This window comes from Micromonospora sp. CPCC 206171 (assembly GCF_036906755.1).
Lineage (GTDB): Bacteria > Actinomycetota > Actinomycetes > Mycobacteriales > Micromonosporaceae > Micromonospora > Micromonospora purpureochromogenes.
This window is the reverse complement of sequence record NZ_JBAKHT010000019.1, coordinates 69,662-86,101: the sequence shown is the minus strand read 5'-3', so window position 1 is coordinate 86,101 and position 16,440 is coordinate 69,662. Positions and strand designations below refer to the sequence as shown.

Below are 16,440 nucleotides of genomic sequence, written 5' to 3'. Positions count from 1 at the left end.
ACGACATGACGAAGCCGAACCCACGGCGGGTTCGGCAGCGGCCAAGTCTGCCGCGCGCTAAACCTGTTTGCGGCTTTCGTGAGCGGACTCACCGCGGCGACGGCGCCGGCATGGGGCACGCCCCGCCAGCCCGGCAGGTCCCGGGACGGACCGGACGCCGACGACGGACACCCCGGTCGGGACGGGCCCGTCCAGACCGGGGTGTCGGTGCGGCGGGGTCGCCGCCGGGGTCGTCAGCGGGCGGCGAGCGGCTGCCGGGCCGGGTCCACCGGGGCCGGCAGCTCGCCGACCCCGCCCAGGTACGAGTGGATCGCCGCCGCGGCGGCCCGCCCCTCGGCGATGGCCCAGACGATCAGCGAGGCGCCCCGGTGCATGTCACCGGCGACGAAGACGCCGTCGGCGTCGGTCTGCCAGTCGGGGCGGGCGTCGACCGCGCCCCGGGCGTTGCGGCGCACCCCGAACTGTTCCAGCAGCGGCTGCTGCTCGGTGCCCTCGAAGCCGATGGCGAGCAGCACCAGGTCGGCCGGGAGTTCGCGCTCGGAGCCGGGCAGCGGGGTGACGATCCGCCGGCCGTCCCGCTTCTCGACGCTGACCTCGGCGATCCGTACGCCCTTGACCTGGCCGGTGCCGTCGTCGACGAACTCCTGCACCGCGACGGCGAAGACCCGCTCGCCGCCCTCCTCGTGCGCCGGGTAGTTCCGCAGCACCCACGGCCAGGTCGGCCACGGGTCGCGGGCGGCGTCCCGGGTCTGCGGGGGCTCCGGGTAGAGGTCGAGCTGGTGCACGCCGGCGGTGCCCTGCCGGTGGGCCACCCCGAGGCAGTCCGCGGCGGTGTCACCGCCGCCGATGATCACGACGTGCTTGCCGGCGGCGTCGATCGGGGTGCCGTCGGGCAGCACCGCGAGGGCCGGTCGCCCGTCGTCGGCCGCCGCCACCACGCGGTTGGCGGCGACCAGGTGCGCCATCGCCTGGTGGACGCCGCGCAGCTGCCGCCCGGGGGTCTCCAGGGTGTCCCGGCCCTGGAGCGCACCGCAGGCCAGCAGCACCGCGTCGTGCTCGGCGCGCACCTGCTCGGCGGTGACGTCCACGCCGACGTCCACCCCGGTGCGGAACTGGACGCCCTCGGCGGCGAGCTGGGCCAGCCGCCGGTCGATGTGCTGCTTCTCCAGCTTGAAGTCGGGAATGCCGTACCGGAGCAGGCCGCCGATCGCGTCGTCGCGCTCGTACACGGTCACCGCGTGACCGGCGCGGGCGAGCTGCTGCGCGGCGGCGAGGCCGGCGGGGCCGGAGCCGACCACGGCGACCGACCGGCCGGTCGGCGCCGGCACCGGGCGGGGACGCAGCCCGCCCCGGGCCACCGCCGCGTCGGCGATCTCCACCTCGACCTGCTTGATGGTGACCGGCTGCCCGCCGCCGATGCCGAGCACGCAGGCCGCCTCGCAGGGCGCCGGGCAGAGCCGGCCGGTGAACTCCGGGAAGTTGTTGGTGGCGTGCAGCGACTCCACCGCGGCGTCCCAGTTGCCGGTGCGGACCAGGTCGTTCCAGTCCGGGATGCGGTTGCCCAGCGGGCAGCCGTCGTGGCAGAACGGGATGCCGCAGTCCATGCACCGGGTGGCCTGCTCGCGGATCAGCTCCTCGCCGGCCGGCGGGTAGACCTCGCGCCAGTCGCTGATCCGCACCGGCACCGGGCGGCGCGCCGGCAGCCGCCGGTCGTAGCGCAGGAAACCGTTCGGGTCAGGCACGAGCCACCTCCTGGGCCGCCACCCGCGGGGCGGGCGGCACCGGCGCGGTCAGCGCAGACATGACCGCGTCGTCGACGTCACGGCCGGCGGCTTCGGCGGCCCGCATGATCTCCATCACCCGGCGGTAGTCCCGGGGCACCACCGCGGTGAACTCCTCCACCGCCTCCGGCCAGCGCTTGAGCAGCTCCGCGCCGAGCACCGAGTCGGTCTCCGCGACGTGCCGCTGCACCAGCTCGTGCAGCAGGTCGCGCTCGGAGTCGCGCAGCGACACCAGGTCGACCAGTTCGGCGTTGACCCGGTCCCGGTCGAGCCGGTACACGTACGCGGTCCCGCCGGACATGCCGGCGGCGAAGTTGCGCCCGGTCTCGCCGAGCACCACCACCGTGCCGCCGGTCATGTACTCGCAGCCGTGGTCGCCGACACCCTCGACGACGGCCACCGCGCCGGAGTTGCGCACCGCGAACCGCTCCCCCACCTTGCCGCGCAGGAACAGCTCGCCGCCGGTGGCCCCGTACAGGATGGTGTTGCCGGCGATGATCTGGTCCTCGGCCCGCGCGCCGGCGGCGGCGTCCGGGTCGGCGAACGGCGCGGCGGCGTCCGGGCGGACGACGATCCGCCCGCCGGAGAGCCCCTTGCCGACGTAGTCGTTCGCGTCGCCGTGCAGCCGCAGGGTGACCCCGCGCGGCAGGAACGCGCCGAAGGACTGCCCGGCGGTGCCGCGCAGCACGAACTCGATCGTGTCGTCGGGCAGGCCGGCGCCGCCGAAGCGGCGGGTGACCTCGCCGCCGAGCATCGCGCCGACGCTGCGGTGCTCGTTGCGCACCGCCACCTCGACCCGGACCGGGCTGCCGTCGCGCAGCGCCGGCTGCGCCAGGGCGATCAGCTCGTTGTCCAGGGCCAGTTCCAGGCCGTGGTCCTGGGCCCGCACGCCGCGCCGCGCGGCGTCGGCCGGCAGCTCCGGCAGGTGCAGTACGCGCCCCAGGTCCAGCCCGTGCGCCTTCCAGTGGTCCACCGCCGGGGCGACGTCGAGCAGCTCGGCGTGCCCGATCGCCTCGTCGATGCTGCGGAAGCCCAGCTCGGCGAGGTAGCCGCGGACCTCCTCGGCGAGGAAGAGGAAGAAGTTCTCCACGAACTCGGGCTTGCCGGTGAACCGCTCGCGCAGCACCGGGTTCTGGGTGGCGATGCCGACCGGACAGGTGTCCAGGTGGCAGACCCGCATCATCACGCAGCCCTCGACGATCAGCGGGGCGGTGGCGAAGCCGAACTCCTCGGCACCGAGCAGCGCCGCGACCAGCACGTCCCGGCCGGTCTTGAGCTGGCCGTCGACCTGCACGGTGACCCGGTCGCGGAGCTTGTTGAGCAGCAGCGTCTGCTGCGCCTCGGCCAGGCCCAGCTCCCACGGGGTGCCGGCGTGCTTGAGCGAGTTCAGCGGGGAGGCGCCGGTGCCGCCGTCGTGGCCGGAGATCAGGATGACGTCGGCCTTGAGCTTGGCGACGCCGGCCGCGACGGTGCCCACGCCGACCTCGCTGACCAGCTTGACGTGCACCCGGGCGGCCGGGTTGACGCACTTCAGGTCGTGCACCAGCTGGGCGAGGTCCTCGATGGAGTAGATGTCGTGGTGCGGCGGCGGGGAGATCAGGCCGACGCCCGGGGTGGCGTGCCGGGTACGGGCGATCCACGGCCAGACCTTGTTGCCGGGCAACTGCCCGCCCTCGCCGGGCTTGGCGCCCTGCGCCATCTTGATCTGGAGATCGTCGGCGTTGACCAGGTATTCGCTGGTCACGCCGAAGCGGCCGCTGGCGATCTGCTTGACCGCGGAACGGCGGGCCGGGTCGTACAGCCGCTCGACGTCCTCGCCGCCCTCGCCGGTGTTGGACTTGCCACCGAGCCGGTTCATCGCGATCGCCAGGGTCTCGTGCGCCTCCGCCGAGATCGACCCGTACGACATGGCGCCGGTGGCGAACCGCTTGACGATCTCGCTGGCCGGCTCGACCTCGTCGATCGGCACCGCCGGGCGCACCCCGGTACGCAGGGTGAACAGCCCGCGCAGCGAGCCGGCCCGCGCGGCCAGCTCGTCGACCTTGGCGGTGTACTGCCGGAACACGTCGTACTGGCGGCTGCGGGTGGCGTGCTGGAGCAGGAAGACCGTCTCCGGGTTGAACAGGTGCAGCTCACCCTCGCGGCGCCACTGGTACTCGCCGCCGACCTCCAACCGGTCGGAGGTCTCCGCGCCCGGCGCCGGCCAGGCCAGCGCGTGCCGGGCGGCCACCTCGGCGTGGATCTCGTCCAGCCCGATGCCACTGATGGTGCTGGGGGTGCCGCGGAAATAGCGCTCCACCAGCCGGGTGTGCAGCCCGACCGCCTCGAAGACCTGCGCCCCGCAGTACGACGACACCGTCGAGATGCCCATCTTGGACATGATCTTCAGGACGCCCTTGCCGAGCGCCTTGACGTAGTTGCGCACCGCCTTGGCCGGGTCGACGCCGACCAGCGCCCCGGTGGAGATCATGTCCTCGACCGACTCGAAGGCCAGGTACGGGTTGACCGCCGCCGCGCCGTACCCGATCAGCACGGCCGCGTGGTGCACCTCGCGGCAGTCGCCGGACTCGACGATCAGCGCCACCTGGGTGCGGGTCTGCTCGCGGACCAGGTGCTGGTGCACCGCCGCGGTGAGCAGCAGCGACGGGATCGGCGCCAGGTCGGCGTTGGAGTCCCGGTCGGACAGCACCAGGATCCGCACGCCGTCCTCGATGGCCTCCGAGACGTGCCGGCAGATCTCGGTGAGCCGGGCCTTGATGCCGGCGCCACCGTCGCGGACCCGGTAGAGCCCGGAGACCCGGACGGCCTTGAAGCCGGGCAGGTCGCCGTCCTCGTCGATCGAGAGGATCTTGGCCAGCTCGTCGTTGTCGATCACCGGGTACGGCAGCACGATCTGCCGGCAGCTCGCCGGGCCCGGGTCGAGCAGGTTGCCCTCCGGGCCGATGGTCGACGACAGGCTGGTCACCAGCTCCTCGCGGATGGCGTCCAGCGGCGGGTTGGTGACCTGGGCGAAGAGCTGGTGGAAGTAGTCGTAGAGCAGCCGCGGCCGGGTCGACAGCGGGGAGATCGGAGTGTCGGTGCCCATCGAGCCGAGCGGCTCCGCGCCGAGCCGGGCCATCGGCGCGAGCAGGATCTTCAGCTCCTCCTCGGTGTAGCCGAAGGTCTGCTGGCGGCGGCGTACCGAGTCGTGGGTGTAGACGATGTGCTCGCGCGGCGGCAGGTCGGTCAGGTCGATCAGCCCGGCGTGCAGCCACTCGGCGTACGGCCGGGCGGCGGCCAGCTCGGCCTTGATCTCGTCGTCCTGCACGATCCGCCCGTTGACGGTGTCGACCAGGAACATCCGGCCCGGCTGGAGCCGCCCCTTGGCGACCACGGTGGCCGGGTCGAGGTCGAGCACGCCCGCCTCGCTGCCGAGCACGACGAGGCCGTCGGAGGTCCGCCACCAGCGGCCCGGGCGCAGCCCGTTGCGGTCCAGCACCGCGCCGACGATCTCGCCGTCGGTGAAGGCGACCGAGGCGGGGCCGTCCCACGGCTCCATCAGGCTGGCGTGGAACCGGTAGAAGGCGCGCTTGTCCGTCCGCATGCCCGGGTCGTTCTCCCAGGCCTCCGGAATCATCATCAGCACCGCGTGCGGCAGGCTCCGCCCGGCCAGGTGCAGCAGTTCGAGGACCTCGTCGAAGTTCGCCGAGTCGGAGGCGCCCGGGGTGCAGACCGGGAAGATCCGCCGGATGTTGCCGGGGATCTCGGGGCTGCGCAGCAGCGCCTCCCGGGCCTGCATCCAGTTCCGGTTGCCGCGGATGGTGTTGATCTCACCGTTGTGCGCGATGAACCGGTACGGGTGGGCCAGCGGCCAGGACGGGAAGGTGTTGGTGGAGAACCGGGAGTGCACCAGCGCGATCGCGCTCTCCACCCGCTCGTCGGTCAACTCCGGGAAATACGCCGGCAACTGGTCCGGGGTGAGCATGCCCTTCCAGGTCATCGTCCGGGAGGACAGCGACGGGAAGTATGCCGGCACGCCCCGCTCGGCGCTCTCCCGCTCGGCCTGCTTGCGCACGCAGAACGCCACCCGGTCCAGGTCGAGGCCGGTCAGCGGCGAGCCGGCCGGGCCGGCCGGGGTGTCGGTGAGCCGGTGCGCGGCCAGGAAGAGCTGACGGATCCGGGGCATCGCCGCGAGCGCCGTCTCGCCCAGCCCGCTCGGGTCGACCGGCACGTCCCGCCAGCCGAGCAGGTCGGCCCCCTCGACCAGGGCGTACTTCTCCACCACCCGCCGGGCGCGGGCCTCCGCCGCGTCGTCGTCGGGGAGGAAGACCAGGCCGGTGGCGTACTGGCCGACCGGCGGCAGCGGGAAGTCGACCACCGCGCGCAGGAAGGCGTCCGGGACCTGGATCATGATCCCGGCGCCGTCACCGGTGTTGTGTTCCGCGCCCCGGGCGCCCCGATGGTCCAGGCGGCAGAGCGCGCCGAGGCCGCCCGCCACCACCGCGTGGGAGCGCCGGCCGTGCAGGTCCGCGACGAAGGCCACGCCGCACGCGTCGTGCTCGTTGGCGGGGTCGTAGAGACCGGCCGGGGGCGGGGCCGACTGCGGGCTGTGAGGGTACGGAAAGGCCACCGGGCCTCCTGTCGTCACTCAGGTTGGATCATGGTCGGGACGACGTCGGCCCTTGGCGGTTTATTGAGTCTACGTTAGGGAGACCCGCGCAAGGCCAGTGCAGATTGATCACACCTTCCAGACTCTGGGACAGGTAGTCTCGCGCGGTGGATCCCCTGCGCAGCGAAATCCTCGCCCGGCTGGAGCGCTTCTACGACGCGGTGCCCCGCGACGTCGCCCGCGGGGAAGAGCACGGCGCGCTCGTGCTCTTCGTGCGGGAAGGGGTCGGCTGGCCGTTCTACGCCCGACCCCGCCTCGACGCCACCGCGCCCCCGTCGCTGGCCGACGTGACCGCCGTCCGCGAGCGGCAGCGCGAGCTGGGCCTGCCCGAGGCCCTGGAGTGGGTGCACGAGACCACGCCCGACCTGCTGGCGGTGGCCCGGGCGGCGGGGCTGAGCGTACTGGAGGCGCCGCTGATGGTGCTCGACCCGGCCGCCCTGCCCGACCCGGCGACGCTCACCGACGTACCGGTGCGGGTGCTGGACCCGGACGCGCCCGGCTTCGCGGCCGACGTGGCCGCCCGCCGCGCGGTCGCCGCGGTCGGTTTCGCCGCCGCCGGCACGGCCCGCGGCGACGCGGGCCCGGCCGAGCGGGACGCGGCGATCACCGAACTGGACGTGGCGGCGCTGGACGAGGAGCGGACCCGCCTCGCCGACGGCCGCCGACTGTCGGTGCTCGCCGGCACACCCGAGGACGGGGCGCTGGCCAGCGGGATGGCGATGCGGGTCGACGACGTGGCCGAGATCGCCGGGGTGGCCACCCTGCCGGCCGCCCGCCGCCGGGGCCTCGGCGCGGCGGTCACCGCCACCCTCGCCCACGAACTGCTGGCCGCCGGCACCGACCTGGTCTTCCTCTCCGCCGGCAGCGAGGAGATCGCCCGGGTCTACCTCCGGGTGGGCTTCCGCCGCGTCGGCACCGCCTGCATCGCCGAACCCACCGCCCTCATCTGACCCCTCCCCCTTCCCCCGTCCCCGCACGCGTTGATCATGAAGTCAGCGGCGCCCGCTCCGGCGTGTCGCGCCGCCAACTCCATGATCAACGTGGGTTTCGGGGTGGGTCAGGGGGTTGGGGGGCGCCACTGGGCGGCCGAGGAGGCGGCGCTGGAGAGGAGGCGGGGGCTTATCGTGCCGAGGGCGGCGTCGCGGGCCCGCAGGGCCAGCCGGCCCCGGGCCTGCAGGACCGCCGACATGCGGCGGGTCTGCCGGACCACCGTCGCCGCGCGGGGACGCCGCAACCGGTCGTACGCCTGCACGGCGTCGGGCAGCCGGGATTCGCGCAACAGCGAGGAGAGGGTGGCCGCGTCCTCGAACGCGAGGCACGCCCCCTGCCCCAGGTGCGGTGGCATCGCGTGCGCCGCGTCGCCGAGCAGCACCACGCCGCCCGGGCCGGCCGGGAAGCCGTACGCCCGGGGCAGCGGGCGCAGCTCGCGGACCTCCTGCTGCACCAGGTCGGCCGGCTCGGTGGCGTCCAGCAGCTCGCCGATCGGCGCGGGCCAGCCGGCGTACCAGCGCTTGAGCAGGGCGAGCTGGGTCTCCGGCGGCTCGGGCCGGGGCGCTCCGGCGGCGGTGGCAACCCAGTAGATGCCGCCCCGGCGGGAGGCGCCGGAGGAGCCGCGCTCACCCAGCGAGGCCGCCACGAAGCGGTAGCCCGCCCCCAGCACCTCCCCGCCGAGCGGCTGGTCGGCCGGCAACCGGGGCGCCCGGTACCAGGGGATCACCGCGCGCCAGGCCGCGCAGCCGGAGCTGATCACCGTTGAGGAGGGGGCGAGCTGGCGGCGTACCGCGCTGTCGGTGCCGTCGGCCGCGACCACCAGATCGGCCTCGACCAGGTGCCCGGCGGTGCCGACCGCGGGCCGCTGGCCGGGGCGCACCCGGACGGTGTCGACGGCCACGCCGGTGCGCAGCTCCACCCGGTCGCCGAGCCCCGCGATCAGCGCGTCGTGCAGGTCCTCCCGGTGCACCACCACCGGCATCCGGTCGGCCGGCGTCGGGCGCGGCTGCACCAGCCAGTGCCCGTCCGGCCGGCGCACCCCGGCGTCGGGCAGCGGGGTGGCGATCGCGTCCAGGCCCGCGCCGAGGCCGAGCGCGTGCAGCGCGCGTACCCCGTTGGGCCAGAGCACCACGGCCGTGGCCTCCGGACGGACCCGGTCCGCCCGTTCCAGCAGGGTGACCTGCCAGCCGGAGCGGGCCAGCGTGCCGGCCACCGCCAGCCCACCGAGTCCGGCGCCGACCACCACCGCGGTGCGCATCCCCGCCCCGCTCAGCTGTCCCGGTCGGCGGGCCGGGCGCCGGCGGCGCCCGCCCGGTCGTCCCGCTCCGGGACGTCTCCGTCGGGCGCGGCGTCCTCGTCGGCGCCGGCCCGGGTTTCGTCGTCGGTCGCGGCGTCCTCGTCGGCGCCGGCCGGGGTTTCGTCGTCGGTCGCCGTGGTCTCCTCGGCGGCGGGCTCGTCGGGGACCTCGCCGGTCTCCCGGTACGCCTGGAACTGCTCCTCGCTGACGGTCCGGTAGCCCTCCGGGGCGACCGCCCGGGGCCCGTTCTCGGTGCGGGAGAGGTCGACCTGGGAGACGTCCCCACCCGCCGGCGGGGCCGGGACGGCCGGCACGCCCACCGGGATCAGGTACTCGCGGGGGCCGCGCACCCGAAGGAAGTAGATCAGCGCGCCGACGAAGACCAGGGCGGCGGTCCAGACGTTGAGCCGGACGCCGAGGATCTCGTTCGCCTCGTCGGTGCGCATCAGCTCGATCCAGAACCGACCGGCGGTGTAGCCCATCACGTAGAGCGCGAAGGCCCGGCCCTTGCCCAGCTTGAAGCGGCGGTCGAGGGCGAACACCAGGGCGGCGACGCCGACGTTCCACAGCGCCTCGTAGAGGAACGTCGGGTGGTAGAGCCCGGGCTCCAGGACCGGCTGGCCGGCGGGGTCGCGCTGCGCCCGGCCCGGGTCGGCCGGGTCCATCTTGTGGATCTCCAGGCCCCAGGGCAGCGTGGTGCGGCCGCCGTAGAGCTCGTTGTTGAACCAGTTGCCGAACCGGCCGACCGCCTGGGCCAGCGGCAGGCCGGGGGCGAGCGCGTCGGCCACCACGGCGAACGGGATGCCGAGCTGCCGGGCGGCGATCCACGCGCCGACCGCGCCGCCGGCCACCGCGCCCCAGATGCCCAGGCCACCCTCGTGGATGTAGAACACCTTGAGCCAGTCCCCGCCGGCGCCGAAGTACTTCTCCGGCGAGGTGATCACGTGGTAGATCCGAGCGCCGACGATGCCGGCCGGGACCGCCCAGACCGCGATGTCGAGCACCGCGCCCGGGGCCACGCCGCGCTGGCGCAGCCGGCGCTCGGTGACCCAGCAGGCCAGCACGATGCCGAGGATGATGCAGAGCGCGTAGGCCCGGATCGGCACCGGCCCGAGCTGCCAGACCGCGGTGGTCGGGCTCGGCAGGGCCGCCTGGGGGCTCAACGAGGCGAGGGTCACGGCTGCAAAGGCTACCGTTGCGGACCGCATCAGCGGCACCCCGGTCCGGCGAGGTTCGCGCGCCGGCTGACTTCCGGTTTGCCGGCCCGTACGCTCTTTGTCCATGAGCACGCTCACCTGGGCGGTCGCCGCGGTCCTGACCGACGAGGCCGGTCGGGTGCTGCTGTGCCGCGCGGGTGGGCCGTCCCGACGCTGGGGGCTGCCGGGCGGCCGGCCACGCCGCTCGGAGTGCCCGATCGGCGCGGTCACCGGCGAGATCCTGGCCGAGACCGGGTGGCGGGTCGAGGTGACCGACCTGGTGGGGATCTACCACCTCAGCGGCGCCCCGTGCGGGCGCGCTGCGCCGGGGCCCGGGCCGCTGCCCGACGTGCTGGTGCACGTCTTCCGCGCCCGCCCGGCTCAACGGCCGGCAGGCAACGCGCCGGCCGGCTGCGCGCTCGGCTGGCACCGGCCGGACCAGCTACCCGAGGAGGTCACCCCGGTGACCCGCGCCGCCGTCGCGGACGCGTCGGCGGGACGCTCCGGGGTGCTGCGGGACCTGCGCCCGGCGGGGATGCCGGAGCCCGCTCCTCCGCCAGCAGCGGACGGGAGCGCCCTGCCGACACCTGGCGGTGCGACGGTGCCGCCCGGCCCGCGCGCCGCGCCGGTCCCGAGACCCCACCCCTGAGCGTGGCAGCGGTCAGGTCCTTCGCCACCCTGATCCACTCCATGTCACCCGACGCGACCGATGTCGACGCGGCCGGACGGCCGGAGGGGCGACGGGGAGCGCGGGTCAGCGGACGGGGTGCCGGACGCCCTCGGCCAGTTCGGCGCTGAGCGTGCGCAGGGCGGTCAGCCCGGCGGCCGGGTCCGGGGCGTCGAGCACGCAACGGACCAGCGCGCTGCCCACGATCACGCCGTCGGCGTACCCGGCCACCGTGGCGGCCTGGGCGCCGGTGCCCACGCCGAGACCGACGCCGACCGGCAGGTCGGTGACCTCGCGGAGCCGGGAGACCAGCACCGGCGCGGCCTCCGAGGTCTGCGCCCGGGCGCCGGTGACCCCCATGATCGCGGTGGCGTAGACGAAGCCCCGGCAGTGCTCGACGGTCATCTTCAGCCGGGCGTCGGTGGACGACGGCGAGACCAGGAACGTGCGGTCCAGGCCGTGGGCGTCCGAGGCGGCCAACCACTCGCCGGCCTCGTCGGGGATCAGGTCCGGGGTGATCAGGCCGGTGCCGCCGGCGGCGGCGAGGTCGCGGGCGAACGCGTCGACGCCGTACTGCTCGATCGGGTTCCAGTAGGTCATCGTCACCACCGGGGCGCCGGTGGCGGCGACCGCCTCGACGATCCGCAGGGTGTCCGCGGTGCGGACCCCGCCGGCCAGGGCGATGTCGCTGGCCTTCTGGATCACCGGCCCGTCCATCACCGGGTCGGAGTAGGGGATCTCCACCTCGATGACGTCGACGCCCGCCTCGACCATGGCGGTCATCGCGGCGATGCTGCCCTCGACGGTCGGGAAGCCGGCCGGCATGCAGCCGACCAGCAGGGCCCGCCCGTCGGCGCGGGCCTTGTCGAAGGCCACCCCGATCCGACTCACGCTGTCACTCCTTGTCGAGGATGCCGAAGTACTCGCCGGCGGTGTGCACGTCCTTGTCACCCCGACCGGACAGGTTGACCACGATGACCGGCTCCCGGCCGAGTTCGGCGGTGAGCCGGGGAGCGATCCGCAGCGCGCCGGCCAGCGCGTGCGAGCTCTCGATCGCCGGGATGATCCCCTCGGTACGGCAGAGCAGCTCGAACGCGGCCATCGCCTCGGCGTCGGTCACCGGCTCGTACGTGGCCCGGCCGCTGTCGTGCAGCCAGGCGTGCTCCGGCCCGACACCCGGGTAGTCCAGCCCCGCGGAGATCGAGTGCGACTCGATGGTCTGGCCGTCGGCGTCCTGGAGCACGTACGTGCGGGTGCCGTGCAGCACGCCCGAGCTGCCGCCGGTGATGCTGGCGGCGTGCCGGCCGGTCTCCACCCCGTCGCCGCCGGCCTCGAAGCCGTACAGCCGCACGTCGGTGTCGCCGACGAAGGCGTGGAAGATGCCCAGCGCGTTGGAACCGCCGCCGACGCAGGCGGCGACCGCGTCCGGCAGCGCGCCGGTCAGGTCGAGGCACTGCTGGCGGGCCTCCTCACCGATGCCCCGGACGAAGTCCCGGACCATCTCCGGGAACGGGTGCGGGCCGGCGGCGGTGCCGATCAGGTAGTGGGTGTCGTCGACGTTGGCCACCCAGTCCCGCATGGCCTCGTTCATCGCGTCCTTGAGGGTGCGCGAGCCGGTGGTGACCGGGACGACGGTGGCGCCGAGCATCCGCATCCGGGCCACGTTGAGCGCCTGCCGCTGGGTGTCGACCTCGCCCATGTAGACCACGCACTCGAGGTCGAACAGGGCGGCGGCCGTGGCGGTGGCCACGCCGTGCTGGCCGGCGCCGGTCTCGGCGATCACCCGCTTCTTGCCCATCCGCCTGGTGAGCAGCGCCTGACCCAGCACGTTGCGCACCTTGTGCGCCCCGGTGTGGTTGAGGTCCTCCCGCTTGAGCAGCACCCGGGCGCCCACCTTGGCGGAGAACCGCTCGGCGGAGTAGAGCAGCGACGGGGTGCCGGCGTAGTCACGCAACAGGGCGTCGAACTCGGCGAGGAACTCCTCGTCGGTCATCGCCTTGCGGTACGCGGCGTCCAGCTCGTCGAGCGCCGCGACCAGCGCCTCCGGCACGAACCGGCCGCCGAAGCGGCCGAAGTGACCGGCGGCGTCGGGAAGCTGACCGGCCGGGGCCGAGGCGTTGGCGCTCATGCGGTTCCTCTCGCTGCTGACGTCTCCCGGATGCGGGCTCAGCGCACCGGGCGTGGCGTGGCCGGGTGGTTGCCGGCGTTGACCAGCTCGGCGACCGCCTCGCGGGGGCTCTTCTGGGTGACCAGGCCCTCGCCCACCAGCACGGCGTCGGCGCCGGCCGAGGCGTACCGGATCAGGTCGTGCGGGCCACGCACGCCGGATTCGGCGATCTTGACGACGCTGCTGGGCAGGCCGGGCGCGATCCGCTCGAAGACCGAGCGGTCGACCTCCAGGGTACGCAGGTCGCGGGCGTTGACCCCGATCACCTGCGCGCCGGCCTCCAGGGCACGGTCGGCCTCCTCCTCGTCGTGCACCTCGACCAGCGCGGTCATGCCGAGCGACTCGATCCGCTCCAGCAGACCCATCAGCACGTTCTGCTCGAGGGCGGCGACGATCAGCAGCACCAGGTCGGCGCCGTGCGCGCGCGCCTCGTGCACCTGGTAGCTGGACACCACGAAGTCCTTGCGCAGGACCGGAACCCGGACGGCGGCCCGGACGGCGGCCAGGTCGTCCAGCGAGCCGCCGAACCAACGCCCCTCGGTCAGCACGCTGATCGCCCGCGCACCGCCGGAGGCGTACTGCCCGGCCAGGTCGGCCGGGTCGGCGATCTCGGCCAGCCGGCCCTTGGACGGCGAGGAACGCTTGACCTCGGCGATCACGGCCACCCCGGGCCGGCGCAGGGCCGCGTACGCGTCCAGCGGCGGCGGGGCGGCGGCGGCCAGCTCGCGGATCCGCTCCAGCGGAACCTGCTCCTGCCGCCGCGCCACGTCCTCTCGGACGCCGGCCAGGATCTCGTCGAGCACGCTTCCGGACGCCGCCGAACCGGCCTCGTCCCCCTCCGCGTGCGCATGCTCAGCAGTCACCAACGGACTCCCCTCTCCGGGTGTCATGGGCCGATGCTAGGGGGCGCCAGGTGATGACGGGTGCCGGGGGTATGGCGCTCCTCACGAAATGGGCTGTGGCATGATGGCCGACTTCTGGTGAACGCGGTGTCACGCAGCGCCACCGCCCCGTCGACCGGCTCGCCTGCCTGCGGCGGGGCCGTCCCGCGAGCATCGATCTTCGCCCATGAACAATGAGAGCACGGCGGCGGACTCCGCGCAGCCTACTGACGCGGGTCGATGCTGTGACCAAGCTCAAGGATGAACGGCCCTAGCCAGCTCGTTCACCTCGACGGACAGTTGATCCGGGCGTCACCACGGTGAAACGTGAACCGGGCAGCCTGTCCACCGGGCAGACTCGATGACGCGCCTGCCGCAACGTCGGACTCCACCTGCGGGGTGACCTCATGAGCACGACCGAGCCGAGCATCGGACTCACCACCATCTCCCGCACCGTCGCGTCGCTGGCCGTCGGCGTGGTGCACACCCTGGAACGTGCCGTGGTCGGCGAGGGCCGGATGCGTACCGCGCGCGGCAACGCCTGGGAGGCCGTCTGCGCCGACCGGGCCCGCGCCGACCAGCGGGCCGAGCTGGACCGCCTGGTGGCCGAGCTGGCCGCCGCCCGGGCCGCCGCCCGGGAGCGCCGCGAGGTCCGCGAGCACCAGCCGGTCAGCTGACCGTCGGGTCCTCGCCCCGGTCCAGCGCGTCCCACGCCTCCCGGGTGCCCCGCTCGGTGGCCGGGCGCCGGTCGGCCCCCGCCGGCGCCTCGGCGGCGGAGTGGCGCTCGTACCGGGCGCCCATCGCCGGCCAGCGCTGACCGCGCGCCGCGGTGAGCCCGCCGCCGAGCGCCGCCAGCACTCCGCCGAGCAGGCAGAGCGCCGGCCACTGCCGGCTCATGTCACCGTCGAACGCGGCGACCAGCCCGTACCCGCCGCCCGCCGCCACCGCCGCGCCGAGCAGGGCCAGCAGCCCGCCCAGCAGGCGCCGGACCCGGCCCCTGGTGGCCAGCACCGCGCCGCCCCCGGCCAGCCCGACCAGCGCCAGCGCCGACAGCCACGGCAGCAGGTCCGCGCCGGTGCGGCCCTGCCGCGCCGACGGCAGCGACCCGCGCGGGGTCACCTCCACCGACCAGGTCCGGGTCGCCGCCCAGAACGCGAGGCCCGCCCCGGCCAGGCTGAGCAGCACCGCGTACGTCAACTCGCGCCGGCCCGCGGCCGGCGTACCCGCCTCGACCGGGGTGTCGGGGCCACTCATCGGGCGGGCCGGAGGGTTTCGGCTGCGGCGATGGCGGCGAGCACCGCGGCGGCCTTGTTCCGGGTCTCCTGGTCCTCGCCGGCGGGATCGGAATCGGCCACCACCCCGGCCCCGGCCTGCACGTAGGCCCGCCCGTCGCGGATCAGGGCGGTGCGGATGGCGATGGCCATGTCCAGGTCGCCGCCGAAGCCGAAGTAGCCCACGGTGCCGCCGTAGATGCCGCGCCGGACCGGCTCCAGTTCCTCGATGATCTCCATGGCGCGCACCTTCGGGGCACCGGAGAGGGTGCCGGCCGGGAAGGTCGCGGCGAGCGCGTCGAAGGCCGTCCGGTCCTCACGCAGCGTGCCCACCACCGTGGAGACGATGTGCATCACGTGGCTGTACCGCTCGATGGTGGCGAACTCCGGCACCTCCACCGTGCCCGGGCGGCACACCCGGCCCAGGTCGTTGCGGCCCAGGTCGACCAGCATCACGTGCTCGGCCCGCTCCTTGGGGTCGGCGAGCAGTTCCGCGGCGAGCCGGGTGTCGGCGTCGGCGGTGGCGCCGCGCGGCCGGGTGCCGGCGATCGGGTGCAGCAGTGCCCGCCGCTGCCCGTCCGGACCGGCGTTGACCTTCAGGTGCGCCTCCGGGGACGAGCCGACGATGTCGAAGCCGTCGAAGCGCAGCAGGTACATGTACGGGCTGGGGTTGGTGGTGCGCAGCACCCGGTAGACGTCCAGCGGGTCGGCGCGGGTGTCCCGCTCGAAGCGCTGGGAGAGCACGATCTGGAAGCACTCGCCGGCGCGGATCGCCTCCTTGGCCGCCTCGACGGCCTTCGGGTAGCCGCCGTCCGGGGTACGGCTGACCACCTCGCCGGCCGGCGGCCGGCCCACGGTGGAGATCATGGGCGGAATCGGTCGGGAGAGCGCGGTGGTCATCGCGTCGAGCCGCCCCACCGCGTGGTGGTACGCCGCCGCGACCAGCGGCTCCCGCTCCGGCGCGTCCAGCGGCGGCAGCACCGCGTTGGCGACCAGGATCGCCGAACCGTCGTAGTGGTCGAGCACCACCAGGTCGGTCGCGAGCATCATGCCCAGCTCCGGCACCCCGAGGTCGTCCTCGGTCAGCTCGGGCAGCCGCTCGAGGCGCCGGATCAGGTCGTAGCCCAGGTAGCCGACCATGCCGCCGGTCAGCGGCGGCATGTCGCTGGCCGGGTCCCAGACCGGGCCGGCCAGGGCCTCGACGGTCTCGCGCAGCACCTCGACCGGGTCGCCGGAGGACGGCACGCCGGCGGGGGGCCGGCCGGTCCAGACCGCGACGCCGTCCCGCTCGACCAGGGTCGCGCCGCTGCGCACGCCGATGAAGGAGTACCGCGACCAGGACATCCCGGCCGAGCCGACGCCCTGCTCGGCGGACTCCAGCAGGAAGGTGCCCGGGCCGCCGGCGAGCTTGCGGTAGACCCCGACCGGGGTCTCCGCGTCGGCCAGCAGCCGCCGGGTCACCGGCACCACCCGCCAGCGGGCGGCCAGCTCGGTGAAGCTGCCCAGGTCGGGGCTCAGGATGCCGTCGGTCATCGCCGGGCC

General features: G+C 74.6%; 12 protein-coding genes. 3 read left to right on the top strand and 9 right to left on the bottom strand.

Annotated elements, in window-relative coordinates:
- Positions 1 to 233: 233 nt before the first annotated feature.
- Both V6U89_RS21150 and gltB read right to left on the bottom strand, forming a co-directional pair.
- Positions 234 to 1,742, bottom strand: coding sequence for a glutamate synthase subunit beta (locus V6U89_RS21150; RefSeq protein WP_334573087.1), 1,509 nt, complete (start codon positions 1,740 to 1,742; stop codon positions 234 to 236).
- Complete coding sequence (gltB, locus tag V6U89_RS21145; protein WP_334573086.1) at positions 1,735 to 6,390, bottom strand: glutamate synthase large subunit; 4,656 nt, start codon at positions 6,388 to 6,390, stop codon at positions 1,735 to 1,737. Before gltB ends, V6U89_RS21150 begins: the two co-directional genes overlap by 8 nt.
- A gap of 146 nt (positions 6,391 to 6,536) precedes the next feature.
- On the opposite strand from gltB, the gene V6U89_RS21140 reads away from it, so the two are divergent.
- On the top strand, positions 6,537 to 7,379 hold the full coding sequence (locus V6U89_RS21140) for a GNAT family N-acetyltransferase (protein WP_334573085.1): 843 nt from the start codon (positions 6,537 to 6,539) through the stop codon (positions 7,377 to 7,379).
- 107 nt (positions 7,380 to 7,486) lie between these two features.
- Here V6U89_RS21140 and V6U89_RS21135 read toward each other — a convergent pair whose 3' ends face one another.
- Together V6U89_RS21135 and lgt are read right to left on the bottom strand one after the other, a co-directional pair.
- Entirely contained in the window at positions 7,487 to 8,677 is a 1,191-nt protein-coding gene (locus V6U89_RS21135) for an FAD-dependent oxidoreductase (RefSeq protein ID WP_334573084.1), read from the bottom strand.
- A gap of 11 nt (positions 8,678 to 8,688) precedes the next feature.
- The gene (gene lgt, locus V6U89_RS21130; protein WP_334573083.1) at positions 8,689 to 9,894 is read right to left on the bottom strand and encodes a prolipoprotein diacylglyceryl transferase; all 1,206 of its coding nucleotides are present in this window, start codon (positions 9,892 to 9,894) and stop codon (positions 8,689 to 8,691) included.
- Between the two features lie 103 nt (positions 9,895 to 9,997).
- On the opposite strand from lgt, the gene V6U89_RS21125 reads away from it, so the two are divergent.
- Positions 9,998 to 10,561, top strand: a complete 564-nt coding sequence (locus V6U89_RS21125) for an NUDIX hydrolase (protein ID WP_334573082.1) — start codon at positions 9,998 to 10,000, stop codon at positions 10,559 to 10,561.
- Between the two features lie 105 nt (positions 10,562 to 10,666).
- On the opposite strand, the gene trpA is transcribed toward V6U89_RS21125, so the two are convergent.
- From trpA to trpC, 3 genes are read right to left on the bottom strand one after another with little or no spacing between them, the layout of a single operon-like run.
- The gene (trpA, locus tag V6U89_RS21120) at positions 10,667 to 11,470 is read right to left on the bottom strand and encodes a tryptophan synthase subunit alpha (RefSeq protein WP_154943786.1); all 804 of its coding nucleotides are present in this window, start codon (positions 11,468 to 11,470) and stop codon (positions 10,667 to 10,669) included.
- Between the two features lie 4 nt (positions 11,471 to 11,474).
- Entirely contained in the window at positions 11,475 to 12,707 is a 1,233-nt protein-coding gene (gene trpB / locus V6U89_RS21115; protein WP_334573081.1) for a tryptophan synthase subunit beta, read from the bottom strand.
- A gap of 38 nt (positions 12,708 to 12,745) precedes the next feature.
- The gene (trpC, locus tag V6U89_RS21110; protein ID WP_238451801.1) at positions 12,746 to 13,549 is read right to left on the bottom strand and encodes an indole-3-glycerol phosphate synthase TrpC; all 804 of its coding nucleotides are present in this window, start codon (positions 13,547 to 13,549) and stop codon (positions 12,746 to 12,748) included.
- Positions 13,550 to 14,034: 485 nt separating this feature from the next.
- Here trpC and V6U89_RS21105 point away from each other — a divergent pair, with 485 nt between their 5' ends.
- Complete coding sequence (locus V6U89_RS21105; protein ID WP_334573080.1) at positions 14,035 to 14,304, top strand: hypothetical protein; 270 nt, start codon at positions 14,035 to 14,037, stop codon at positions 14,302 to 14,304.
- Here the strand turns inward: V6U89_RS21105 and V6U89_RS21100 are convergent.
- Complete coding sequence (locus V6U89_RS21100; RefSeq protein WP_334573079.1) at positions 14,297 to 14,881, bottom strand: Trp biosynthesis-associated membrane protein; 585 nt, start codon at positions 14,879 to 14,881, stop codon at positions 14,297 to 14,299. The genes V6U89_RS21105 and V6U89_RS21100 overlap by 8 nt on opposite strands.
- Complete coding sequence (locus tag V6U89_RS21095) at positions 14,878 to 16,431, bottom strand: anthranilate synthase component I (protein ID WP_334573078.1); 1,554 nt, start codon at positions 16,429 to 16,431, stop codon at positions 14,878 to 14,880. Before V6U89_RS21095 ends, V6U89_RS21100 begins: the two co-directional genes overlap by 4 nt.
- Between the last annotated feature and the right edge of the window lie 9 nt (positions 16,432 to 16,440).

Excerpts from the sequence above, each read along its gene's own strand:
- V6U89_RS21135 (WP_334573084.1), bottom strand. The coding sequence starts at position 8,677 with ATGCGCACCGCGGTGGTGGTCGGCGCCGGACTCGGTGGGCTGGCGGTG.
- V6U89_RS21125 (WP_334573082.1), top strand. The coding sequence starts at position 9,998 with ATGAGCACGCTCACCTGGGCGGTCGCCGCGGTCCTGACCGACGAGGCC.
- trpB (WP_334573081.1), bottom strand. The coding sequence starts at position 12,707 with ATGAGCGCCAACGCCTCGGCCCCGGCCGGTCAGCTTCCCGACGCCGCC.
- V6U89_RS21105 (WP_334573080.1), top strand. The coding sequence starts at position 14,035 with ATGAGCACGACCGAGCCGAGCATCGGACTCACCACCATCTCCCGCACC.
- V6U89_RS21100 (WP_334573079.1), bottom strand. The coding sequence starts at position 14,881 with ATGAGTGGCCCCGACACCCCGGTCGAGGCGGGTACGCCGGCCGCGGGC.
- V6U89_RS21095 (WP_334573078.1), bottom strand. The coding sequence starts at position 16,431 with ATGACCGACGGCATCCTGAGCCCCGACCTGGGCAGCTTCACCGAGCTG.